This is a genomic window from Ohessyouella blattaphilus (assembly GCF_024721265.1).
Lineage (GTDB): Bacteria > Bacillota > Clostridia > Lachnospirales > Lachnospiraceae > Aequitasia > Aequitasia blattaphilus_A.
In genome coordinates, this window is sequence record NZ_JAMXOC010000001.1 from 255,595 (window position 1) to 277,569 (window position 21,975).

Here is a 21,975-nt window from a genome sequence, read left to right on the forward strand (position 1 = left end):
CGCTTTTCTCCTTACTCTACTACGTAATTGCTATAAAGCAGAACCGCATCGCTGGCCGGATCCTCACTTAAAATCGTCTGACTAGGTGTCAAGAGAATCTCTAGCTCATCTTCCGTATCTTCAGCAAACAAATACATCCCTTCTGCTAGAACCACATTGCGCTTGCCAATTGTGGTTATTTCAAAATTATCTAGATTGTATTCCTCACCACCTACATCCTGTTTCAAGTTAAGAAAGAGATACTCTCCTCTTACTAGGGTAATATCGTAGGTTCCTGGCTTGATATCTTCACCAACCAGAATTTTCTTACCCGTTAACTTCTGACTAATCGCTGGCTCACCGGCGTTCGGATTCGCCAAAGGTGCTACCCATTCAGAACTGGCATTCTCGCTTCGGAAGTGAATCGGGTTTTCTCCCTCTATAAATACCACTGCCCCCTCAAAGAGGCGAAGGTCATCTAGATAATTCTCTTCTTCATAGCTATATTCAAATAAATTAATCATGTTTTCCGAATCACGCACCTGAACCGTGTCGAAATCATCCACCGTGGTAGCCACATAAGTCCCCTCTGGTAAATCCCTTCCGACTACGTAAAACCCAGGGGCTAACTCGATTGCAAACTCCTGTCCTGTCTCTGGCAAGGTCTTTTCTGTATATTTATAAGGATCGTAATTAAAGGCTTCCCCGTCGTCGTCAAAGTTTAGATTAAAATCCTTTGGTAGTTCTATATGGGGTTCTATCCTCGCCCTATAGATATCCATCACATTCGGCAAGATTGACGCTAGTGCCAATAAAATAGTGATAATTCCTGCCAAAAGTTTGGTTTTTTTTCCCTTATTCTTCTTTCCCTTATTCTTCTGTGCCACTTGCTGAGGACTTGCCCATGTCTTTTGGGGTTTAGTGGAGCTATTCTGCGCCGTCCCTACTGGCTTTGCCTCATTATTAATCTCGGCAACCGTCTCGTTTTCTTGATAGCGCATTCCGCATTCCTTACACACACCCTGGGAATCTACATTCCCCCCACACAAATTACAATTCCTCATTTCTTCCTCCTCATTCTAGGGTTCTAACCTACTCATATCTCGGGGAAACAGCGTGGTTTCCCGTACATTCTCCTCTTGACAGAGCTTCATCGTTAAGCGCTCTAAGCCGATACCTAAGCCTCCGTGAGGCGGCATGCCGTGCTTAAACGCCATTAAGTATTGTTCCATGCCCTCAGTAGTCATACCCCTACTAGCAATTTTCTCTAACAGTTCATGATAATCATGAATACGTTGACCACCGGTGGTAATCTCCATCCCTCTAAACAACAAATCGAAGCTTAGGGTATAGTTTCTATCTTCAGGGTCTTCCATCGCGTAAAAGGGGCGCTTTTTCGTCGGGTAATGGGTGACGAAAACAAAGTCCGTTCCCCACTTTTCCTTGGCATAACGACTTATCAACACTTCTTCTTCCGGCTCTAAATCAAAGGGGTTTTTGATCTTATGACCATACTCTCGTGCTACTAACTCTTTGATCTCACTAAATCTTACCGCCGGAATTGCCTCCACTTTCGGGAGCTCTAAATCTAGGATCCGAAGTTCCTTTTGATACTCCGCTTTCAGTAGCGCAAACGCCGCCTGTAGATAGCCCGTCTCCATCTCCATAATCTCCGTAAAGCTATCAATATAGCCCATCTCTAAATCGAGACTGATATATTCGTTTAGGTGGCGCTTCGTATTGTGTTTTTCCGCTCGAAAGGCTGGCGCCGTCTCAAAGACCCGGTCATAAACCCCTACCATCATCTGCTTATAAAACTGGGGGCTCTGGGAAAGAACGGCCGGTTTGTGAAAGTAATCTAAGCGAAACATATTCGCACCGCCTTCGGCGCCCCTAGCCGCTAACTTCGGCGTATGAATCTCGGTAAAACCGTGGGCGTATAGATAATCTCTAAACCCTCGTACTAGGCCCTCTTGCAACTTAAACTTAGCTCGTTCCCGAAGGTTTCGCAGGGCAATCGCCCGGTAGTTAAGCTTGGCTTCTAGGGATGTCTGCAACCGCCATTTAGAAATCGGTAGGGGTAGCATCTCGCCTGTGGCTTTGCTAAGAACATTCACCCCATCAACAATTACCTCTACCCCTCCGGGTGCCTTTTCATTTTCAGAAAGAATCCCGCTAATTTCTATTGTATCAGCTTCGCCCACATCTTTTAAGTAGGATTTTGCTCCTTCCCCGCTAATTACACCTTGAAGCAGCCCTTCCCGTCTTCGCAAAATGAGAAAAATCAGATTTCCCATATCCCGAAGCGCATACACACTCCCTCTTACCTGCACCTCTGTCCCTATTTCCATAGGTTTTTCCATTTTTACACCAGTAACTAGTTCCATTCTTTGTTCCTCCTTTTTGAAAGTTGAATGTATTCTGAGGAACATTTGGAAACAAAAAACGCCCCGGAATACATATCTGCATTCCGGGACGGATTATTATGATAATAAATATCCGCGGTACCACCCGTCTTGAGCCCTTAGCTAAGCGCTCCACTTTTAATCCGTAACGAGGACGAAACGTACTGACCTACTCCTAATAGTTCGTTCAATCAGTCGGCTCCAGAGTGTTCCCATTCATCTCTCTTCCTCTAGCAGCGCTCTCAGTCGGTGACGCCACATTCCTGTCAAGTAGGGGGAGACTCGAGTCTCTTTCTTTGCTTTTAATTGTTCTTAACGATAGCACAGCCTCATTCATTGTGCAAGTTTTTTAGCCCTGAAAAGAAAAAAATAGATCGGTTATGAATAAATCGACATGTTTATTGACTTTATTTGTATAAGAATGGTACTATAATTATGAAAGGAGTGGATAAGCATATGTTAAAAGAGTATTTAGAAAAAACCTATGGTTATAACGAGCCCATCTTCCTGACCGATTTGACCGCTAAGACAGCAAATGCAAATGCCCTTCGTCAATCCGTAAAACGCATGGTTAAATCGGGCACCTTGTTGCGCTTTGACACTGGAATCTATTATCTGCCAAAGGCCTCTCGATTATTAAATAAAAGCTATCTAGACCCGTTAAAAGTTATTGTACGAAAGTATATTCAAAACAATACTGAAACATTTGGATATTTCACAGGTGCAACCTTTGCAAATCAATTGGGCGTAACCACACAAATGCCGGCTATTTTAGAAATTGCTACTAACAAAGAAGCCACAAAAGGCAGGCTCATCACAATTGGCAACCAGAAAGTTCGCCTGAAACGTCCTGCTTTGGAAATCACTTCGGAGAATGCCCCTCTTCTGCAATTTTTAGAAGCGTTTTCTCAGATTGACAAGTATGCTGAACTATCGGGCAATGAAGTCCAAACTATTTTGAGACATTATATAAAAAAGCAAAAATTCAGCCGTTCCCAATTGCTCTGTGTTGTCCCTGCTTTAACTGGTACGACTGCAAAAAAGCTGATAGAAGGGGGGCTCATCTATGATTTTACACCATGACAAAGAAGCTTTCGAAGAGCTGATTACTGCCACTTCAAACGTACTTCATATTCCTACCACTATTGTTGAGAAGGATTATTATGTGACCTTAGCATTAAAAGAATTGTCCCAGCGTATTCCTGGAATGGTCTTTAAAGGGGGAACTTCGCTTTCCAAGTGCTACCAAATTATTGACCGTTTTTCAGAAGATATTGATATTTCCCTTTCTGCTGAAGATGGGATTCCTGGGGAAAGCAGGAAGCGAAGCTTAAAGAAATCCGTTATTGCCGCTATGGATGCTTTGAACTTACAAATCAAAAAACTTGATGATATCCAGAGCAGACGCAACTACAACTGTTACCATGTGGATTATACTTCCATCTATTCTCCGATTTTGTCCATTAAACCCGAACTAATCATTGAGACTTACATTACTCTTCTTCCATTCCCTACCGTCAAACGATCCGCTGACAATTATATTCATCATTTTCTAGAAACCGAGAATATGGAGCACCTTGCACAAGAGTACGAGCTCATGCCTTTTTCCGTTGCAACACAGGCAATCGAGCGCACCTTTGTAGATAAAGTCTTTGCCATTTGTGATTACTATTTAACAGGTAAAACAGATAAACATTCTCGTCACCTATATGATATACATAAAATATGTTCTTCAACACCTTTTACTCCTGCATTAGCTGATCTCGTTCATGAAGTTCGTCTCTTGCGAGAACCGCTGTCTCTTTGTCCTTCTGCTGCAAAAGAAGTGGATATCAATCAGGTTTTAAAAGAAATTATTGAAAAATCTGTATATAAAAAAGACTATCACAATATTACAGAACGACTGCTCTTTGCACCTGTCTCTTATGAAGCTGTCATCACCAGTTTGAAACAGATTATTGAGCTTGGTTATTTTAAGTAATCGCCTCACCATTTACCTATATATTGTGTTTATTTATTTGTTCCAAACTGCTATAGTAAAATAAAAAGCTAATTAAAGGAGATTCTATATCGTGATTTTTAATCGTAAAAAGATCAAAACCACCGGGAAACAAACCTTAAAGCTAAACTATCGAAAATACGTTATCGTCTGTCTGATTGTCTTGCTTATCGGCGGCGGTTACACAGGCACTAGAGATGCTCTCTTTAGTGCGGCCGAGCCGAGCGTCATTCCTGAAGAAACCACCCAAACCACCCTCGACCGCCTTCCAAGTAGCGCCAAAAACAGTCAAGCGGTCGACGATTTTGTTAAGGGCGTCAACGATATCTATCAGGTAAGAAATGACACTTTAACAAAGATGCGGGCCTATAAGCCCACTCGTGGTATCTTCGCCCAGTTTTTTAACAACATCAGTTCTTCGGGAGATTTTATCTCCGGCTCTTTAAACGCTATTAACCACATCGCCTTTAAAGGACAGTTGCAAGAAGGTATTATCATCTACGCTGCCCTTCTCATAGGCATTCTATTTTCTCTATTTGTCGCAAAGATTCTAGGCGTTGGGGAAAAGCGCGTATTCCTAGAGTCCCGGCGCTATACCGGTACTAAAATGGAACGAATTTTATTTCCCTTTCAAATTCGCCGAGTACTTAAGTTGGGCCTCGCTTTCATCCGTCTAGAGATTTATAATTTTCTCTGGATGCTGACCGTTATCGGTGCCTTTATTAAACGGTACTCCTATTATCTAGTACCCTACATCCTGGCAGAGAATCCTAATATCACCGGCAAAGAGGCCATCGCTCTTTCCCGCACCATGATGAACGGTCATAAATGGGAGATGTGCAAACTCGAGCTTTCCTTCATGGGCTGGTATATTCTTAACTCCCTCTCTTTTGGTCTGGTGGGTATCTTTTACTTTAATCCTTATAAGACCTGTTGCGAAACCGAGGTCTACATGCTTCTTAGGCGAGAGGCTATCACCAAGAATCTTCCAGGGAGCAACCTACTAAATGATGTCTGTCTAGATCCGGAAATGGTGGTTCCTGAAGCCTATCCTGTTCACGAATACCATCTCCCCATTCCTAAGCAAAGGGAGTGGCTAAAGATTGATTATAATGTGAATTATCCTATTCAGCACTTGATTTTGATTTTCTTCTCCTTCGCCTTTGTGGGCTGGGTTTGGGAAGTCTCCCTGCACTTGGTCGCCGATGGCGTCTTCGTTAATAGGGGCGTGCTCTTCGGACCTTGGCTACCTATTTATGGCGCCGGTTCGGTCTTGGTACTTATTCTTCTACGTCCCTTCAGACACAACCACCTGCTAACTTTCTTTCTAGCGATTTTGGTCTGCGGCGTAATCGAATACGGAACCAGTTATTTTCTCGATATGAAATTTCACACCAAATGGTGGGACTACTCTGGTTATCTGCTTAATATAAATGGCCGGGTCTGCCTAGAAGGGCTCCTGGTCTTTGGCCTTGGTTGCTATGCGATTATCTACCTAGTAGCACCGCTCCTTGAAAGCCTCTTTAGCCACTTGGAAAGGCGGCTTGGCTGGATTATCGCAACCATCTTAATCTCTCTTTTCCTAACGGATTTGGTACACTCTCACTTCCATCCTAATAAAGGAAAAGGGATTACCGATTATCAATCACATACCATTAAAAAAATGGATATCAGCATCAGCTGATATCCATTTTTATGTAACAGACGGGTTCTTCGAACCCGTCTGTTACATAAAAAGCGCTCCGCTATAGAGGCGCACTTCGGCGTAATGAATTTCGTGCATCTGCACGCGCCGAAGGCGCAGAAATTTGCCAAGCGCAAATTCTATAACACCAAGCCTAAGACGAAGCACACCAGAAAACCGACAATATCCACCGTCACAATCGTCGCCCCCACCGGCGTTCCGGCGATAATAGCGATTAGTAATCCTAGCACACAACAAACTACAGAAAAGACCACCGAAAAGATCGTGACCCCTCTAAAGCTTTTGAATAGCCGCATGGCCGCAAGAGCTGGAAAGACGATTAGGGCTGAGGATAAAAGTGAGCCTACCAGATTCATCGCCAACACGATGACCATCGCCGTAATCATCGCCAGCAGCGTATTGTAAACACCTGCTCGCATACCTGTTGCTACCGCAAAGTTCTCATCAAAGGTAACGGCAAATATTTTGTGGTAAAACAACGTAAAAAAGACGATAATCACCACCGCTAACGCAATACTAAGAAGGACTTCTGTTAAAGAAAGGGTCAAAATCGCCGTAGAGCCAAAAAGAGTCGAGCAAACATCGCCGGCCAGATTTGCTGAGGTCGAGAACACATTCATCAATAAATACCCCACTGCCAAAGAGCCCACGGAAATCATGGCAATCACCGCATCCCCGCGAATCTTAGCATTCTGTCCCGTCTTTAGAATTAGAACGGCACAAATCACCGTGATTGGCGTCACTAAAAGGGCTTGGTTTGTCAGCTGCATAACCGAGGCGATAGCCACCGCTCCAAAGGCTACGTGAGAGAGACCGTCACCGATAAAGGAAAAGCGCTTAAGAACTAAGGTCACCCCCAAAAGAGAGGCACAAAAGGCGATAAACACGCTAACGATCAGAGCATATACCACGAATTCATGGGAAAAATAAAGAGCAAGCTGAGAAAAAAGATTATCCATTACTTCTGCCCTCCTTTTTCCTGAGAATTACAATACACCTCATAATCTGCGGCCTTTCCGAAAAAGAGCGGCGTATAGCTCATGTGCAAAACCGTGCTTGCATACTTTTTAGCCCCTTCAATATCATGAGAAATCATGATAACGGTAAGTCCCTCGTCATTAAGACACTTAATTACCTGATACATCTCTTCTGTAGCGACTGGATCTAAGCCCGCTGTCGGCTCGTCTAATAAAAGTAGCTCCGGGTCGCACAAAGCGCCCTTGCTAAAAGTACTCTTTGCTGCTGACCACCTGAAAGTTCCCGGTAGCTGCTTTTTGCCAAATCGGCAATTCCTAGCTTCTCCATATTATCTCTGGCTAAGCCCTTCTGCTCTTTCGTATAAAGAAGCTGAAGCCGCTGATGGTTAAGGCAACCCGAGCGTACGATTTCTTCCACACTAGCAGGGAAATCCCTTTGTACTACCGTCTGCTGAGGCAAGTAGCCAATGCTCGTCTGCTTAAACCCTGAGCAAAAGGTAATGGTGCCCGCCATCGCTTTATGAAGACCGAGAATCGTCTTCATCAGCGTACTCTTGCCCGAGCCGTTCTCGCCGACGATACAGAGATAATCCCCGCTATCTACAGAAAAGCTAATATCTTTAGCAATTGTTCTTCCTTCATATCCTAATTCCAGATTCTCACATTTTAAAAGCGTCATACTAAACTCCTACTAATTTGCCAACACCTTTTCTAGCTGCTCTAAGTTCTGCTCCATAATCGTCAGATAGGTCGCACTCTCTTCCGTAACCGCTTGGAGAGAATCGAGAACTACAATCTGAGCATCTCTATCCTGGGTATTGTTAACAATGGCCTCGGCGATCTTCTCATTGGAATTTTCCAGAGCGATTACGTATTTAAGCTTAAGCTCATCCACCTTATTCGCTAAAAAGATAATCGTTTCAAAGCTAGCCTCTGTCTCTGCCGAACACCCCGGAAAGGCTCCGTAATAATCGAGCCCGTAATCATCTAACATGTAGCGAAAAGGAAAGCGGTCACCAAAGACTACCGTGTTTACCTCTGCTGTCTTGACGGCCTCGGTGAATTCTTGGTCTAACTGCTGTAGTTTCCCTGCGTAAATCCCGTAATTGTCCTGATAAACCTGACCGTTTTGCGGGTCAAGCTGGGCTAATTTATCGACCATTTCCCGGCAAACAAGCTGGGCATTTCGAAGGGATAGCCAGATATGCTCATCCACTTCCTCCCCCTCTTCCTCCTCGTGCTCATGCTGCTCTTCTTGCATTCCTGGCACCACCTCTTCAAGCTTTGCCTTATCCCCGAGGACCTCTAGCAAATCTAGGGTCTGGATATTTTCATTTTTCGCTGTAGCGATAGCATCCTTAACCCATTCATCAGAAATACCGCCGACGTGAACGAACAGATCGGAATCGGAAATCTTTGTCATATCTTGAACGGTCGGCTGATAACTGTGTAAATCCACACCTTGTTTTTGCAAAAGGATAAGATTAACCTTATCCCCCGCAATTTCCCTGAGCCAATCATAAGCGGGAAAAATCGTCACCACCACGTTTAATTTCTCCTTCTCTTCGGAGACTTTCTCTGTCTGTTCGCCCTGTTTCCCACAACCATAGGCACTGATAACCAACAAGGTCACAAGTAGCAGATATATTATAAATTTCTTCATTCATAGTCCTCCCGTATACCGATTTTTTATCATACCCCAATCTGGCAAACAAGTCAAACAGACCCCATCATAACTTGATAGGGTCTGTGGTAAGTCTCTTTATGGTAACTTTTAAACGAAAATCCTATAACTGAGGACCAGCTGATACTAATGCTTTACCAGCAGCATTGTCTTCGTATTTAGAGAAGTTCTTAACAAAACGTCCTGCAAGATCCTTTGCTTTTTCTTCCCATTCAGAAGCGTCTGCATAGGTATCTCTTGGATCTAAAATGTTGGTGTCAACGCCCGGTAACTCGGTAGGAATTTCCACATTAAACATTGGTAATTGTTTCGTTGGCGCCTTAGCGATAGAGCCATCAAGGATGGCATCGATAATACCGCGAGTATCTTTAATAGAGATACGTTTTCCAGAACCGTTCCAGCCTGTATTAACAAGGTAGGCTTTCGCACCGCTCTTTTCCATTCTCTTAACAAGCTCTTCTGCGTATTTGGTTGGGTGAAGCTCTAAGAAAGCTTGACCGAAGCAAGCAGAGAAGGTCGGTGTCGGCTCGGTGATTCCTCTTTCCGTACCTGCAAGCTTAGCTGTAAATCCTGATAGGAAGTAGTATTGTGTCTGCTCTGGAGTCAGGATTGATACTGGAGGCAATACGCCGAAAGCATCTGCTGAAAGGAAGATAACATCCTTAGCAGCTGGTCCTGCTGATACTGGGCGTACAATCTTCTCGATGTGATCGATTGGGTAAGATACACGAGTATTCTCAGTAACGCTCTTATCGTCGAAGTCAATCTTGCCATCCGCATCAAGAGTAACGTTCTCTAATAACGCATCACGTTTAATTGCGTTGTAGATATCTGGTTCTGAGTCCTTATCAAGGTTGATAACCTTCGCGTAGCAACCGCCTTCAAAGTTGAAGACACCTTGATCGTCCCAGCCGTGCTCATCATCGCCGATAAGAAGACGCTTAGGATCGGTAGATAACGTCGTCTTACCTGTTCCAGAAAGACCGAAGAAAATAGCTGTATTCTCGCCATTCATGTCGGTGTTAGCAGAACAGTGCATAGAAGCAATGCCCTTAAGTGGTAGGTAGTAGTTCATCATTGAGAACATACCTTTCTTCATTTCCCCACCGTACCAAGAGTTAACGATTACTTGCTCGCGGCTTGTTAGGTTAAACATAACCGCTGTTTCTGAGTTAAGACCTAATTCTTTGTAGTTTTCCACTTTCGTCTTGGAAGCGTTGTAAACCACGAAGTCTGGCTCAAAGTTCTCAAGCTCTGCCGCCGTTGGTTTGATAAACATGTTCATAACGAAATGGGCTTGCCAAGCAACTTCCATGACAAAACGGATAGCCATGCGAGTATCTTCATTAGCACCACAGAATAAATCAACAACAAAAAGTCTTTTTCCTGAGAGTTGTTCCTGTGCTAATTTCTTAACCGTATCCCAAGCTTCTTGAGTGGCTGGGTGGTTGTCGTTCTTATACTCATCAGAAGTCCACCATACTGTGTCTTTCGATGTGTCGTCCTTTACAATGAATTTGTCTTGAGGTGAACGTCCTGTATAAATTCCTGTCATAACGTTTACTGCACCAAGTTCACTTACTTGGCCTTTTTCAAAACCTTCTAATTCTGGTTTTGTCTCTTCTTCGAAAATCATTTCGTAAGAAGGATTGTGAACAATCTCTGTAACTCCTGTAATACCGTACTTGCTCAAATCAATGTTTGCCATTTTGTACCTACCTTTCTTTCATTAACAAAATCCCTCTTATTATCGCAATTTGTGAATAAAAAGTCAATCCTATTCGGAATAAATCCAAAGAAATTTGTATATTTATTACAAGACATATAAATTCTTGCGAAAAAGCAATAATCGACAATATTTTGTTTCCGTTTAACCCTCTCCTTCTTCAATAGCCACCACTTCCTTAATCTCAATCTCCTCTTCACCTTCGAGAACCAGCACCTGCTCATACTCCTTGTACTTCTTGAGCCGACCAGCTACCGTTTGATACGCCCCGCCCGCCTTCTTCTCATCAGGGACGAAATACGTTATGGTTAAAAAAGGCCCCTCCTGAATGAACGCTAAAGCCTTTCTGAGGGTTTCATTTAATCGCTCCTGGTCGCTTTCTTCAAGCTCGATACGGTGAGTCGTTAACCGCGCGGTCTCTTTAATACTCTCCTCATGACCGGTAAGGGCGGCGAAGGGCGCAAACTGCGCGGCTCTATCACCACGGGGCATGGGTGGGTGCTTTTTTGACTGCGGTCTTGTTAAATGCATGATGTCTGTATATTTACTCACGCCTTATGCCCTCCTATCTGATCATTTCTGGAAATTGTGGTACCACCATCTTCAAGGTTCATGCCCTTAAGGACAGCATTTTTCCCATATTTCTTCTTAAGGGCTAGGGTCGCCCTTTGCAGTTGCTTCTCCTTTTCAAGCTGCTCATCTTCCTTTTCCTGCTGAGCTTTTAAAGCTTCGTAATCGGTAAATAGATCAAGTTGACCGTATGCCGCCGCCCCTTGCTGAGCTTCCTTCGCTTCTGCCTCAGGCATCACCCTAGTCGCGGCTATGGTTACGCGGCGAACCAACAGGCGCTCGTCCACAATCCGAGCAAAAAGTTCCATTACCCCTTCGACAATCAACATAGTAGAAGATGTCTTGCGACTTAAATTCGCCGTTCCATGAGCATGCTTAGGAATCTTACGCCCGTAGTAATCCACCTTTACCTCTCCTCGGTAACTCCTGGCGATTTGCGGATCGCTTAGACTTTCCTTATCATAGCCTACCGTTAACACCACCTGATCCGTCACCAGCTTTTTATCCACCAAATCGAGAACCAAAAGCTCCGTCATCTCCCGGACGATTAATCTAGCTTTCTCATAAGGATAGGGCTCATGTAAGACTTGGCCGCTTCCGACGCTGTGAGCAGCGGGCTTATAGGCCTTGATATCACTCATGGTACACGGCTCATAGCCCCAGGCGTGATCGATTAAAAGCTCGGCATTGATACCAAATAGCTTATATAATAAGTCTTCATTATAGTAGTCGTCGGCCTTGCCGAGCGAACACCTAGCAATATCCCCCATGGTAAAAAGCTGCTGAGCGTGGAGCTTCTTCTGGTAGCCGTAGCCTACCCGCCAGAAATCTCGAAGGGGCTGATGATCCCAAAGCTCCTCTTTGTACTTCTGCTCATCCAACTGGGCAATCCGCACCCCGTCGGCATCCGCTTGGCTTTTCTTAGCCATAATGTCCATCGCCACCTTGCTTAAGTAGAGGTTGGTACCAATGCCGGCCGTGGCGGTAATTCCCGTGGCTGCTAAGACCTCTTTGATCATCTTCCTGGCTAACTCTTTGGCACTTAGCTGATACGTCTTTAGATAAGTAGTGGCATCGATAAAGACTTCATCGATAGAGTATACGTGAATGTCCTCAGGGGCGATGTATTTTAAATAGATATTATAAATCCGGGTGCTGTACTCTAGATAAAGACTCATCCGCGGTACTGCCGTAATGTAGTCCACGTTTTTTCCCTTCACCTTTTGCTCCACTTCAAAGAGGCGCGGACGCCCGGGAATTCCATAAGCTTTCAGAGCCGGCGATACCGCTAGGCAAATGGTCTTACTGGTTCTACTGGCATCCGCCACCACAAGCCGTGCTTTTAACGGGTCGAACCCCCGCTCGACACACTCTACCGAAGCGTAAAAAGACTTTAAATCAATGGCGATATACTGCCTCGTTCTGCTCATAAAAATTCCCTCCTCACCTATGAATTATAGTCCGTTGCTTATGCTCAAATTATAAGGAAAAAAGTAGAATAAGTCAATCGCATTTTCGAACACTTGTTCCCTTTGCTTTTCTATCAAAAACACGTTAAAATATATAGGACTATGTGCTGATCATTTTTGGGGGGAATAAAATTTGAGCAACCGGGAGAAATTAAGTGTACGTATTAATCGTTTTTTAACTAATCATGGGATAGGAATGCGCTTAAAGCTCATTATTATCTTTCTTTGTGTGCAAGTTGTACCGCTCATCATCTTAACGAGCCTGTCTTACCATCAAATCCAAGTTCTGGGAAGTACCCTACGTGAAATAGCTGTCGCCGACGCCTCTACCGCTCTTAACGACAGCGCCGTAACCAATATCGAAAGAATGTCCACCGATGCCGCAGACCGGGTGGCAGAGTTTTTGTACGCTAGAGACGACGATATTCTCGCTTTAGCGGGGCTTTCGCCTTCCTATGATACTTATCGTGACTTTAGTAATGCTAAGAAAAGTAGTATTATTACCGACTCCACCTGGGAGCTTTCCGAAGAGGAAAATGCTTGGATTCAAATAGCTGATCTTCCGGATGAAGAGGCAGCTAAGGCTAACGTCTCGACGAATAAGGAAAATGAGGATATGGATGGTTTTCACCATATTCCGGCTTTTGACTATCCTAAGGTCGATGTCTCTCTTTACGATGAGATTACGTATGTAGCCCTAGATGGCAGTGAACAAGTCAAATACTTAGCTCCAGATTCAACAAAGATAAACTATCCTTTTGATTCTGAGCTTAAGAATATCGCCGATAAAAAGAACACCTATATCGGCTGTGAAAATTACTTTTCTAAGCTACGGCAGCTAGAGCCAGGAGAAATCTATGTTTCCGACGTCATCGGTACCTATGTGGGCACCAATTATATCGGTATGTATACGCCGGAAAACGTGGCCACCGCCGCTTCGGAAAGAGGCTACGAAATCGACTACAAACCGGAAGAACAAGCCTATTCTGGTGCTGAAAACCCCGTTGGGCAGAAATTCGAAGGCATCGTTCGCTGGGCTACCCCGGTAATGGATAATGGCGGTAAGATCACCGGCTACGTGACCTTCGCCCTTAATCACGAGCACATCGCCGAGCTCGTAGATCACTTGACGCCGATGAATGAGCGCTATACTCAGGTTTCCAGCGCTTACGAAGGCAATTACGCCTTTATCTGGGACTATCAGTGCCGCAGCATAGTTCATCCTAGACACCACTCCATTGTCGGTTATGATCCTGCCACTGGCGAACAACAGATTCCTTGGCTAGAAACCTCCATCTACGAAGGCTTCAAGGAAAGTGGGTCAAAAAGTTGGACGGATTACGTAAAGGACTATCCGGAATTCAATGAGCAATCCCGGGAAAAAACCCCCGCGGCCGAACTGACGAAGAATTCCTTGGTGGGCTTAGACGGACGTTATCTCAATAATGCGCCCCAATGTATCGGTTGGATGGATTTGACGAAAGACGGGGGTTCTGGTTCCTTTTATATTCTTTGGAGTGGCATCTACAAGCTGAATACCGCAGCCGCCATTCCTTACTATACCGGCCAATACGCTCCTGGTGAGCATAACGATTTTTCCAAAAGAGGCTTTGGTTTTGTAGCCGTCGGTTCTGGTCTTGAAGACTTTACCGAGCCGGCCACTAAAATGGAAGGTGTTCTTACTACCACCATCACCAAGAACCAAAACGATACGGCGATGGCGCTCCTAGGAAGCGCTGGCGTTCTCATGATTCTAATTATCCTGATTGCCATTTTTGTAGCTTCTAGCGTTACCGGCAATATTAAGCGCCTAACGGAGGGCTTAAATCGCTTCCGCTCAGGTGAGCGTAACTTTCGGTACCGAGCGCCGGTAAAGGACGAATTCGGACAGCTATCCGATGCTTTTGACGCCATGGCTGACAGTGTGGTCGACAGCGTTTCGAATCCGCTAGTAATTACCAATAACGAGGAGACCGTCATCTACTGTAACGAATTAGGTCTAGGAGTGGCGAATATCACCGCTGAAGAAATGCCCGGCAGCCAGTATCCAGACATTAGCCTCTATCCAGCAAATACCTCTTACGATCCGATTTTGGCTCTGAAAGAGGGACGGGAAGCAGAAGTCATCTATTTGGAGGATAGCGATCGCTACGTAAAGGGCGTGGCTAATTACTTATTGGATAACGAAGGCGAGCAAATCGGCTATATTATCGAATCCATCGATATGACCGAAATCATTCGCGAACAAAAAGAGATTGAAGCCCAGCGAGCGCTTCTAGACAAGGTCTTCTCAGCCTCTCCAGACCTTATCTGGTATATGGATGAAACTGGCAAATACTTAACGGTAAATCCGCGATTTGCGGCCATTGCTGGCACTTCTACGGAAGACTTTGTGGGCAAAAACGCTGAGGATATCCTCCCGGCAGAAATCGCTTCACGCTTTGCCGCAAACGATGAAAAGGCCATCCTGGGAAAAGTGCCTCTTTACTCTGAAGAACATATTACCTTTGCCGATAAGCATACGGAGTACTTAGATTCGGTACGGACGCCGCTCTATGACTCTAACGGTGAACTAATCGGACTTTTAGGCTACGCCAGAGACGTTAGCTCACGAGTCGAGATTGAAGACGCTCTTAGAAAAGCCCAAACAGAACTAGAAAAAGCCGTTGCCGATGCCAATGCGGCCAACCAACACAAGAGCGAGTTTTTAGCCCGGATGAGCCACGAAATTCGCACGCCGATGAATGCCATTATCGGACTGACAGCTATCGTTAAGGAGAAGGTTTCGGAACTAACCGAACAGACCTCGGCATTAGAAGGTCTTAAATCAAACATCAACAAAATTGAAGATTCTTCAGGCCACCTACTGAGCCTCTTAAACGACATTCTCGATTTATCCAAAATCGAAGCTGGTCGGATTGAGCTTATAGAAGAGGCAAGCAATCTAACGGAAGTGTTAGAGGCGGTCGGCACCATCATTCAGCCGCGCTGTGAAGAAAAGTCCATTACCTTTGTGCCTTCGTTTGACTCCTTTGCACCAGATACCTTTAACTTAGATGCTCTGCGCCTGCGTCAAGTCCTGATTAACCTTCTAGGAAACGCAGTGAAATTCACACCTGAGGGTGGTAGGATTGAATTCATTGTCAAGTGCCTACGGGAAAAAGACGGTAAGACCTTAGTCTACTTTGCCGTTAAGGATAACGGCATTGGTATTGATAAATCTCAGCAGCAAGCCATCTTCGAATCCTTTGAACAAGCTGGAGACAATTCCGCTCTCCGAAATGGGGGAACCGGTCTTGGTCTCGCGATTTCTAAGCGTATCGTCAATCTCTTTGGCGGCGATTTGCGCGTAGAGAGCACCTTTGGAGAAGGTAGTGAGTTTTATATGGAACTGTGGTTAAAGCAGTCTTCTACCGTAATCGAAAAAACCATTGCTACCCCAGATATGACTGGGCGCCTAGCTGGCAAGAAGATGCTACTTGTAGATGATGTGGAGATTAACCGGATTATCTTAAAGACCCTTCTCGAAGATACCGGCATTGAAATTATCGAAGCAACCACTGGTAAAGAAGCCTTTAAGCGGTTTAAAGCCTCAACACCAGGAGCCTTTGATATTATCTTTATGGATATTCTGATGCCAGAAATGAACGGCTACGAGGCCACTGCCGCTATCCGTGCTCTCGACCGAGCGGATGCAGGAAGTGTCCCAATTATCGCTCAGACGGCTCACGCCTTCCAAGACGATATTGATAAAGCAACAGAAGTCGGTATGAACGGACATATGGCCAAGCCGATTGAAAAGAACGTGCTAATGGAGACCCTTTATCGTTTCCTCGGCTAAAAACGAATAAGACAAAAAACGCGTCGAAAGCAGTACTTTTACTACTTTCGGCGCGTTTTCTTAATTATCTTCTGCCCTGCAGAATATCAGCAAAGCCGTTACTCAAGTCGGCGTTCTCCGTTGGAGCAAAGTGGAAATAGTTTTCTGGATTTCCTTGGTTCTGGCTAGTATGAAGAGCCACTGGCCGTCCGTTATAAATACAGAAAAGGTAACAATGCCCACCACCAGGCTTTATCTCACCTGAGTCTATATCTGAATAAACCGCCACTAAATGATAGACACCTTGCTCTTCACCGGACTGGCTCCACTGCAGGACTATCGGCGCACCATCGACAGCGACAATCATCCCCTGAGGCCTGACCCCCGTAATATCATCGGGTACCCTAACTCCGTAGAAGTTTACCGATTTCCCTGGCCAGTACTCCTGGTACTGCTGTCCCATGGTCTGTCCCCAGCTGCTCATAAACCCGCGTAGTTTTAACGTCTTCTCATCAGTCCAAGTTCTGGCGGCCTGAGCTTCGGCGGCGGCCTGAGCATCCGCTTCCGCTTTCTTCTTAGCCTCTTCTTCAGCGGCTTTTTTCGCAGCCTCGTCGGCTTCGGCTTTGGCTTTTTCCTCGTCCTCGATTTTCTTTTTGGCTGCTTCTGCCTCTTCTACTTTTTTCTTTTCCTGCATAACCTTTTCTTCTATCTCGGCAGCGGCCTTCTTCTGCGAGACAGCATTAATTCCCGTAATCACCACCGCTATGACCGCTAAGACAATCGCCACCGCACAGATAAGCAAGATTATCTTTTGCCGCTTACTCTCCGGCTTACTAGCTTCCTTTTTTTCTAATTCTTCGTCTGGCTCCTCAATAGGGGCGCCGCAATTGCTACAAAATTTTGAATTTAAATCCTTAACTTCCTTGCCACAGTTAAAACAAGTCATTATCTCTCATTCTCCTTTTCCTCAAAGACAAAGTAGCGGTTCTTTCCCGATTTCTTCGCCACGTACATCGCATTATCCGCATTGTTAATCAGCATATCCACTTCCGTCCCATCACTAGGGCTATGGCTAATGCCGACGCTAAAGCCTAGGCCATACTCTAAATGATAGTGCTTAAGCTCACTGCTCTCGTATTCCTCGTATAGAGATGCCACAACGTCTTTTGCTATCTCCTTATCGTTAATGCCGCCGATAACATATAAAAATTCATCGCCACCAATCCGCGCACAAATGCCGATTTCATTGCTATCGCCCCACTTCTTTTTCGCCGTTTTATTGTGCCCTTCTAAAAAGGCTCCCATCCTTTGAAGAACCACGTCTCCTTCGTCGTGACCAAGCACGTCGTTGATAATCTTAAAGTTGTCGAGATCGATAAAGCACAAAAGAAATGGATATTTTTCTCCTCTTCTCTCTCGCAAGGCTTCCATATAGATGCCGAAATTTGTCCGGTTTGGTAAGCCCGTCACCGCATCGAAAAGGGCAATCCCCTCTAAACGCTTACGTTCATCTCTCGTACGACGATAAAACGTATAAGCAAAGGAAGCGAGCGCACACAGGGTCACTATCATCGCCGCAACGGAAATAATTTCATTACGAAAACCAGCGCTTCGACTCTTCTGAATATAGGAATCTTCGATGTCCACGCTAATAATACCGATTAACTTCCCTTCGTGAAAAAGCGGCAAGGCACCGCTATTAAAGGTGCCGTACATATCCACCACATTCATCACCCCAGCTCCCTCGCGACCGGCAAAGGCATCCATATGCACCTGCGATAATTCGTAGGGAATAAAGAGCTCTTCATCGGCTTCATCGGAATCGATTACGAACTGAGGCTCTCCCTCTAACATTTTTAGGGCGTAAATAAAGGTGACTCCAGTCTCTTTTGCCAGCAAACGCAGCCGCGACCTTAGCTCTGAATACTGCTCCCAGTCCTCGTCTACGTCCTTCTGGCTATTATACTCTACAAAAGGATATTCATTTACAATATCCCGTGCCGAGATGCAGACCGACATAATCTGAGCCTCGATGCTCTCTTCTAGAATTGTCTGCTGCTCCCGCACATTACTAATATTAAGAATTGTAGAGCTAATAATAATTATCGATACAATAATTACAAAGATAAAGACAGATAAAGAGCGTCCTCGCCTTTTAGTCCCACCAAAACTGCTTTTTCTGCGTTCCATTCGTTGTCGTCCTCCCACGCCATTCCCCATTGTTTTCTTCATTTTACCATGGTTTTATACCCCAGACAATAAAGGACTAGGACAAACTTTTCGGGAAGTGTGACTAAGACACAGTATTTTCATAGAGATGTGGTAAGATGTAGTTAGTCGAAACAAACTTGTATGAAGGAGGTTTTTATTATGAGTATTACATTTAAAGGCAGTCCAGTAACTTTAGCTGGAAGTGAACTTAAGGTAGGCGATAAAATGCCAGATTTCGTAGTTATGAAAAATGATATGACCCCGATGCACTTAAGCGATACGAAGGGTGTTCGCGTATTCTTAAGCGTCCCTTCTTTAGATACTCCCGTATGTGATTTGGAAGTACGGACATTTAATCAAGAGGTGGCTTCTTTAGGCGATGTGAGTGTATACGTAGCCTCTATGGATTTACCTTTTGCTCAGACTCGTTGGTGTGGCGCTAACGGCATAGATAACGTTATCAGCGTATCGGACTTTAAAGACCGCAGCTTCGGTAAGGCCACAGGCACTTACGTGAATGAACTTGGTCTACTAGCAAGAGCGGTCTTCGTAGTGGATAGCAATAACGAGATTACCTACGTTGAATACGTACCTGAGATTGGCGAGCAACCAAGCTTTGAATCAGTATACATGGCTGCGAGAACAGCGAAATAATTAGCAAAAAAAAGAACCGTACTCCACAAGGGGTGCGGTTCTTTTTAGCGGAGAAGGTGGGATTCGAACCCACGTGCCGGTTGCCCGACAACCGCATTTCGAGTGCGGCTCGTTATGACCACTTCGATACTTCTCCTAATAGTTAGATGATTTGAATAAAGGAATCAATCATCGGCGGATTTTGACACATCGCCACTAGTTGCGGCACAATTCTAGTAAAATGTTCCGATTTGCCGTGAACATCTAAAGCTTCTTGGCTTTCCCATGATTCTAGGACAACTAAGAGATTCTCATCCTCTGTTGACTGAGCAAGATCGTAGCCTGCACATCCGTATTCTTTCCTAGTAGCAGCGATTAGCTCTTCAAAAAGGGCTCTTGCTGGTAACTTTTCTTCGGGTTTCAATTGAAATTTTGCAACGACTCTAATCATCTGCAGCCTCCTTCGAAATAACGTCCATATCATCAACGAATTTATTTTACCATAATTCAGGTAGATATTGCAAAACAATTTATGTCTGTGTTATACTGTCTAGGCACGGGGGCGTAGCTCACTTGGGAGAGCGCTTGAATGGCATTCAAGAGGTAGTCGGTTCGATCCCGATCGTCTCCATTAAAATAAGATATCTATATAAATGAGGTAGGTTGCATACGCATCCTACCTCGTTTTTCTTTACACTCTCATATTTTTAAGGGATAAATCAAGAATCGGGGAGCTGTGAGTAAGGGCACCGCTGGAAACGTAGTCCACGCCCAGATCAATCACCTTTGCCACATTGTCCTCGGAGATATTGCCTGAGCACTCCGTTAGCGCCTGATCGCCAATCAAAGCTACGGCTTCTTTCATCTGTGCTGGTGTCATGTTATCTAGCATAATAATGTCCGCTCCAGCTTCTAGAGCTTCCTTTACCATATCTAAGTTTTCCACTTCCACTTCGATTTTGCGAACAAAAGGTGCATATTCCTTGGCCATAGCCACCGCCTTTTTGATGCCGCCAGCGGCAGCGATGTGGTTGTCTTTTAAGAGAACGCCGTCAGATAGGTTGTAGCGATGGTTGTAGCCGCCACCCACTTTAACGGCATACTTTTCAAAAATCCGCATATTAGGCGTGGTCTTTCGTGTATCGAGTAACTTTGTCTTTGAGCCTTCTAAGAGGCTCGTAATCCGTTTGGTATAGGTGGCTATTCCGCTCATCCTCTGAAGATAGTTAAGAGCGGTGCGCTCTCCTGATAGGAGAACGCGAACGTCTCCTTTTACCAAGGCGATTTTCTCACCTGACTTGATCATCTCGCCGTCTTTTTTGTAGGTTTCTACCGTGGTCGTTTCATCTAAGAGAGTAAAGACGCGGATAAAGACATCCAGTCCTGCCAGAACACCGTCCTCTTTACAAAGCAACTCTACTTCACCTGTAGTCGCCTCTTTCATAATGGCATTCGTAGTTACGTCTTCGCTAGAAATATCCTCTTCTAAAGCCATCATAATTAGTCGGTCTACATTTATCTTTTCGGTAATCTTATTCATTCCTCAACACTCCTTTTAATTTTTCTCGTCGTTCCTCTAAAAGCTCCCGGCCATCTTGATACTCTTTGCTACTTAGAAATACCGGTTCAAAGGTGTCTTCTCTAGCGGCGATATCAAGGGCTGCCCGCTTGGCAAACACCAAAGACTCCAGCAGGGAATTGCTGGCTAAGCGATTGGCACCGTGCACCCCGTTGCAAGCCGCTTCACCGGCCGCATAGAGACACTCTAGAGAAGTGCGCCCCTCCAAATCAATTTTAATTCCGCCCATATAATAATGCTGAGCCGGCACTACCTTAATCGGCTCCTTCGTAATATCGTAGCCCTCTCGTAAGCAGCGTTCATAGATGGCGGGAAATCGCTCTTTTACATCCGTTTCTATCTCGGCAAAAGACAAGAAGACGTAGGGCAGGTTATCCTTTTCCATCTGCTCATGGATCGCTTTGGAAACCACGTCTCGCGGTTTAAGCTCGTCGGTAAAGCGCTCACCTGCCTTATTAAGCAAAATGCCCCCTTCACCTCGGACTGCCTCCGATATTAAAAACCGGCGACCCGGTTCCTCAGAATACAGGGTCGTAGGATGTATTTGCACGTAGCTTAAGTCCTTCATCGCTACCCCGTGAGCCATCGCAATGGCGATTCCATCTCCAGTAAGATGGCGATAATTCGTGGAATGTTCGTAGAGTCCACCCACACCTCCTGTAGCCAGGATAACAAACTTACTATAAAGATTTAATAAACCATCAGGGCTTTCGATTTGAACGCCGATACAGTGCTCATCCTTTACCAGCAAATCCACCATCGTGGTCTCTTCAAAGACCCGCACATGGCGATTTTCTAACGTTTTGACAAGCAAGGTATGGGTAATCGCTTTTCCCGTCTCATCCTTAAAGTGAAGAATTCGCGGTTTCGAATGCCCGCCCTCTTTCGTATAGAGCAGTTCACCGTCCCTCGTTTCAAAGGCGACCCCGTAGTCAATCAGCTCATGGATTACCTCTGCCGAGGATTTAATCATCATGTCTACGGACTCCCGGTCGTTTTCATAATGCCCCGCTTTTAGCGTATCCTCCATAAAGGCTTCATAATCATCTGCCGACGTTTCCACGCAAATCCCGCCTTGAGCCAAAAAAGAATCGCTCTTATTCAGTTGTTCTTTTGTCACCATGCAGATATCCATCTCTTTTGGCAGATGCAGGGCGCTAAAGCAGCCGGCAACTCCACTGCCAATGATGACAACGTCATAATAATTTTTCATTTTCT

At 45.0% G+C, this 21,975-nt stretch carries 19 protein-coding genes and 2 tRNA genes; 6 read left to right on the top strand and 15 right to left on the bottom strand.

Annotated features, from left to right (window positions below; genetic code table 11):
* Window positions 1-11 precede the first annotated feature (11 nt).
* A complete protein-coding gene (locus tag NHH16_RS01005; protein ID WP_262067736.1) occupies window positions 12-1,043 on the bottom strand; it encodes a hypothetical protein in 1,032 nt (343 codons plus the stop codon).
* Between the two features lie 15 nt (window positions 1,044-1,058).
* The gene (gene aspS, locus NHH16_RS01010; protein ID WP_262067737.1) at window positions 1,059-2,366 is read right to left on the bottom strand and encodes an aspartate--tRNA(Asn) ligase; all 1,308 of its coding nucleotides are present in this window, start codon (window positions 2,364-2,366) and stop codon (window positions 1,059-1,061) included.
* Between the two features lie 474 nt (window positions 2,367-2,840).
* On the opposite strand from aspS, the gene NHH16_RS01015 reads away from it, so the two are divergent.
* The 3 genes from NHH16_RS01015 (at window position 2,841) to NHH16_RS01025 (ending at window position 6,067) form a co-directional block, all read left to right on the top strand.
* Entirely contained in the window at window positions 2,841-3,467 is a 627-nt protein-coding gene (locus NHH16_RS01015) for a DUF6088 family protein (protein WP_262067738.1), read from the top strand.
* Entirely contained in the window at window positions 3,451-4,365 is a 915-nt protein-coding gene (locus NHH16_RS01020) for a nucleotidyl transferase AbiEii/AbiGii toxin family protein (protein WP_262067739.1), read from the top strand. Before NHH16_RS01015 ends, NHH16_RS01020 begins: the two co-directional genes overlap by 17 nt.
* Before the next feature lie 91 nt (window positions 4,366-4,456).
* Window positions 4,457-6,067 (top strand): DUF975 family protein, encoded by a 1,611-nt coding sequence (locus NHH16_RS01025; protein ID WP_262067740.1) that lies wholly within the window; start codon window positions 4,457-4,459, stop codon window positions 6,065-6,067.
* A gap of 140 nt (window positions 6,068-6,207) precedes the next feature.
* Here the strand turns inward: NHH16_RS01025 and NHH16_RS01030 are convergent, their stop codons facing one another.
* From NHH16_RS01030 to NHH16_RS01055, 7 genes are all read right to left on the bottom strand, one after another.
* A complete protein-coding gene (locus NHH16_RS01030) occupies window positions 6,208-7,047 on the bottom strand; it encodes a metal ABC transporter permease (protein WP_262067741.1) in 840 nt (279 codons plus the stop codon).
* On the bottom strand, window positions 7,047-7,301 hold the full coding sequence (locus tag NHH16_RS15605; RefSeq protein WP_330643403.1) for an AAA family ATPase: 255 nt from the start codon (window positions 7,299-7,301) through the stop codon (window positions 7,047-7,049). Before NHH16_RS15605 ends, NHH16_RS01030 begins: the two co-directional genes overlap by 1 nt.
* Window positions 7,274-7,744 carry a metal ABC transporter ATP-binding protein gene (locus NHH16_RS01035; RefSeq protein WP_330643404.1) on the bottom strand — a complete coding sequence of 157 codons (471 nt, stop codon included), beginning with the start codon at window positions 7,742-7,744 and terminating at the stop codon, window positions 7,274-7,276. Before NHH16_RS01035 ends, NHH16_RS15605 begins: the two co-directional genes overlap by 28 nt.
* A gap of 12 nt (window positions 7,745-7,756) precedes the next feature.
* On the bottom strand, window positions 7,757-8,728 hold the full coding sequence (locus NHH16_RS01040) for a metal ABC transporter substrate-binding protein (RefSeq protein ID WP_262067742.1): 972 nt from the start codon (window positions 8,726-8,728) through the stop codon (window positions 7,757-7,759).
* Between the two features lie 124 nt (window positions 8,729-8,852).
* Window positions 8,853-10,457: a phosphoenolpyruvate carboxykinase (ATP) gene (gene pckA, locus NHH16_RS01045; RefSeq protein WP_262067743.1), complete on the bottom strand. Its 1,605-nt coding sequence runs from the start codon at window positions 10,455-10,457 to the stop codon at window positions 8,853-8,855.
* Window positions 10,458-10,619: 162 nt separating this feature from the next.
* Entirely contained in the window at window positions 10,620-11,027 is a 408-nt protein-coding gene (locus NHH16_RS01050) for a hypothetical protein (RefSeq protein WP_262067744.1), read from the bottom strand.
* On the bottom strand, window positions 11,024-12,475 hold the full coding sequence (locus NHH16_RS01055) for a Y-family DNA polymerase (protein WP_262067745.1): 1,452 nt from the start codon (window positions 12,473-12,475) through the stop codon (window positions 11,024-11,026). Before NHH16_RS01055 ends, NHH16_RS01050 begins: the two co-directional genes overlap by 4 nt.
* A gap of 172 nt (window positions 12,476-12,647) precedes the next feature.
* Here NHH16_RS01055 and NHH16_RS01060 point away from each other — a divergent pair, with 172 nt between their 5' ends.
* The gene (locus NHH16_RS01060; RefSeq protein WP_262067746.1) at window positions 12,648-16,355 is read left to right on the top strand and encodes an ATP-binding protein; all 3,708 of its coding nucleotides are present in this window, start codon (window positions 12,648-12,650) and stop codon (window positions 16,353-16,355) included.
* 64 nt (window positions 16,356-16,419) lie between these two features.
* Here the strand turns inward: NHH16_RS01060 and NHH16_RS01065 are convergent, their stop codons facing one another.
* Window positions 16,420-17,280: a DUF4767 domain-containing protein gene (locus NHH16_RS01065; protein ID WP_262067747.1), complete on the bottom strand. Its 861-nt coding sequence runs from the start codon at window positions 17,278-17,280 to the stop codon at window positions 16,420-16,422.
* On the bottom strand, window positions 17,280-18,524 hold the full coding sequence (locus NHH16_RS01070) for a GGDEF domain-containing protein (RefSeq protein ID WP_262067748.1): 1,245 nt from the start codon (window positions 18,522-18,524) through the stop codon (window positions 17,280-17,282). The genes NHH16_RS01065 and NHH16_RS01070 overlap by 1 nt, the downstream gene beginning before the upstream one ends.
* Before the next feature lie 180 nt (window positions 18,525-18,704).
* Between NHH16_RS01070 and tpx the strand changes: the two genes are divergently transcribed.
* On the top strand, window positions 18,705-19,199 hold the full coding sequence (gene tpx / locus NHH16_RS01075) for a thiol peroxidase (RefSeq protein WP_262067749.1): 495 nt from the start codon (window positions 18,705-18,707) through the stop codon (window positions 19,197-19,199).
* Between the two features lie 48 nt (window positions 19,200-19,247).
* Here the strand turns inward: tpx and NHH16_RS01080 are convergent.
* Both NHH16_RS01080 and NHH16_RS01085 read right to left on the bottom strand, forming a co-directional pair.
* Window positions 19,248-19,335: transfer RNA gene (locus NHH16_RS01080), tRNA-Ser, on the bottom strand.
* A gap of 6 nt (window positions 19,336-19,341) precedes the next feature.
* Entirely contained in the window at window positions 19,342-19,629 is a 288-nt protein-coding gene (locus NHH16_RS01085; RefSeq protein ID WP_262067750.1) for a putative quinol monooxygenase, read from the bottom strand.
* A 107-nt stretch (window positions 19,630-19,736) separates the two neighbouring features.
* Between NHH16_RS01085 and NHH16_RS01090 the strand changes: the two genes are divergently transcribed.
* Window positions 19,737-19,809: transfer RNA gene (locus tag NHH16_RS01090), tRNA-Ala, on the top strand.
* A gap of 60 nt (window positions 19,810-19,869) precedes the next feature.
* Here NHH16_RS01090 and nadC read toward each other — a convergent pair.
* Both nadC and NHH16_RS01100 read right to left on the bottom strand, forming a co-directional pair.
* Window positions 19,870-20,718 (bottom strand): carboxylating nicotinate-nucleotide diphosphorylase, encoded by an 849-nt coding sequence (gene nadC / locus NHH16_RS01095; protein ID WP_262067751.1) that lies wholly within the window; start codon window positions 20,716-20,718, stop codon window positions 19,870-19,872.
* The gene (locus tag NHH16_RS01100; protein WP_262067752.1) at window positions 20,711-21,970 is read right to left on the bottom strand and encodes an L-aspartate oxidase; all 1,260 of its coding nucleotides are present in this window, start codon (window positions 21,968-21,970) and stop codon (window positions 20,711-20,713) included. Before NHH16_RS01100 ends, nadC begins: the two co-directional genes overlap by 8 nt.
* Window positions 21,971-21,975: the final 5 nt, after the last annotated feature.

What these genes read in the sequence shown, in the direction of transcription:
- tpx (WP_262067749.1), top strand. Translation starts at nt 18,705, where the DNA reads ATGAGTATTACATTTAAAGGCAGTCCAGTAACTTTAGCTGGAAGTGAA.
- NHH16_RS01005 (WP_262067736.1), bottom strand. Translation starts at nt 1,043, where the DNA reads ATGAGGAATTGTAATTTGTGTGGGGGGAATGTAGATTCCCAGGGTGTG.
- NHH16_RS01030 (WP_262067741.1), bottom strand. Translation starts at nt 7,047, where the DNA reads ATGGATAATCTTTTTTCTCAGCTTGCTCTTTATTTTTCCCATGAATTC.
- NHH16_RS01015 (WP_262067738.1), top strand. Translation starts at nt 2,841, where the DNA reads ATGTTAAAAGAGTATTTAGAAAAAACCTATGGTTATAACGAGCCCATC.
- NHH16_RS01035 (WP_330643404.1), bottom strand. Translation starts at nt 7,744, where the DNA reads ATGACGCTTTTAAAATGTGAGAATCTGGAATTAGGATATGAAGGAAGA.
- NHH16_RS01100 (WP_262067752.1), bottom strand. Translation starts at nt 21,970, where the DNA reads ATGAAAAATTATTATGACGTTGTCATCATTGGCAGTGGAGTTGCCGGC.
- aspS (WP_262067737.1), bottom strand. Translation starts at nt 2,366, where the DNA reads ATGGAACTAGTTACTGGTGTAAAAATGGAAAAACCTATGGAAATAGGG.
- NHH16_RS01085 (WP_262067750.1), bottom strand. Translation starts at nt 19,629, where the DNA reads ATGATTAGAGTCGTTGCAAAATTTCAATTGAAACCCGAAGAAAAGTTA.
- pckA (WP_262067743.1), bottom strand. Translation starts at nt 10,457, where the DNA reads ATGGCAAACATTGATTTGAGCAAGTACGGTATTACAGGAGTTACAGAG.
- nadC (WP_262067751.1), bottom strand. Translation starts at nt 20,718, where the DNA reads ATGAATAAGATTACCGAAAAGATAAATGTAGACCGACTAATTATGATG.
- NHH16_RS01055 (WP_262067745.1), bottom strand. Translation starts at nt 12,475, where the DNA reads ATGAGCAGAACGAGGCAGTATATCGCCATTGATTTAAAGTCTTTTTAC.
- NHH16_RS01020 (WP_262067739.1), top strand. Translation starts at nt 3,451, where the DNA reads ATGATTTTACACCATGACAAAGAAGCTTTCGAAGAGCTGATTACTGCC.
- NHH16_RS01070 (WP_262067748.1), bottom strand. Translation starts at nt 18,524, where the DNA reads ATGGAACGCAGAAAAAGCAGTTTTGGTGGGACTAAAAGGCGAGGACGC.
- NHH16_RS01040 (WP_262067742.1), bottom strand. Translation starts at nt 8,728, where the DNA reads ATGAAGAAATTTATAATATATCTGCTACTTGTGACCTTGTTGGTTATC.
- NHH16_RS01065 (WP_262067747.1), bottom strand. Translation starts at nt 17,280, where the DNA reads ATGACTTGTTTTAACTGTGGCAAGGAAGTTAAGGATTTAAATTCAAAA.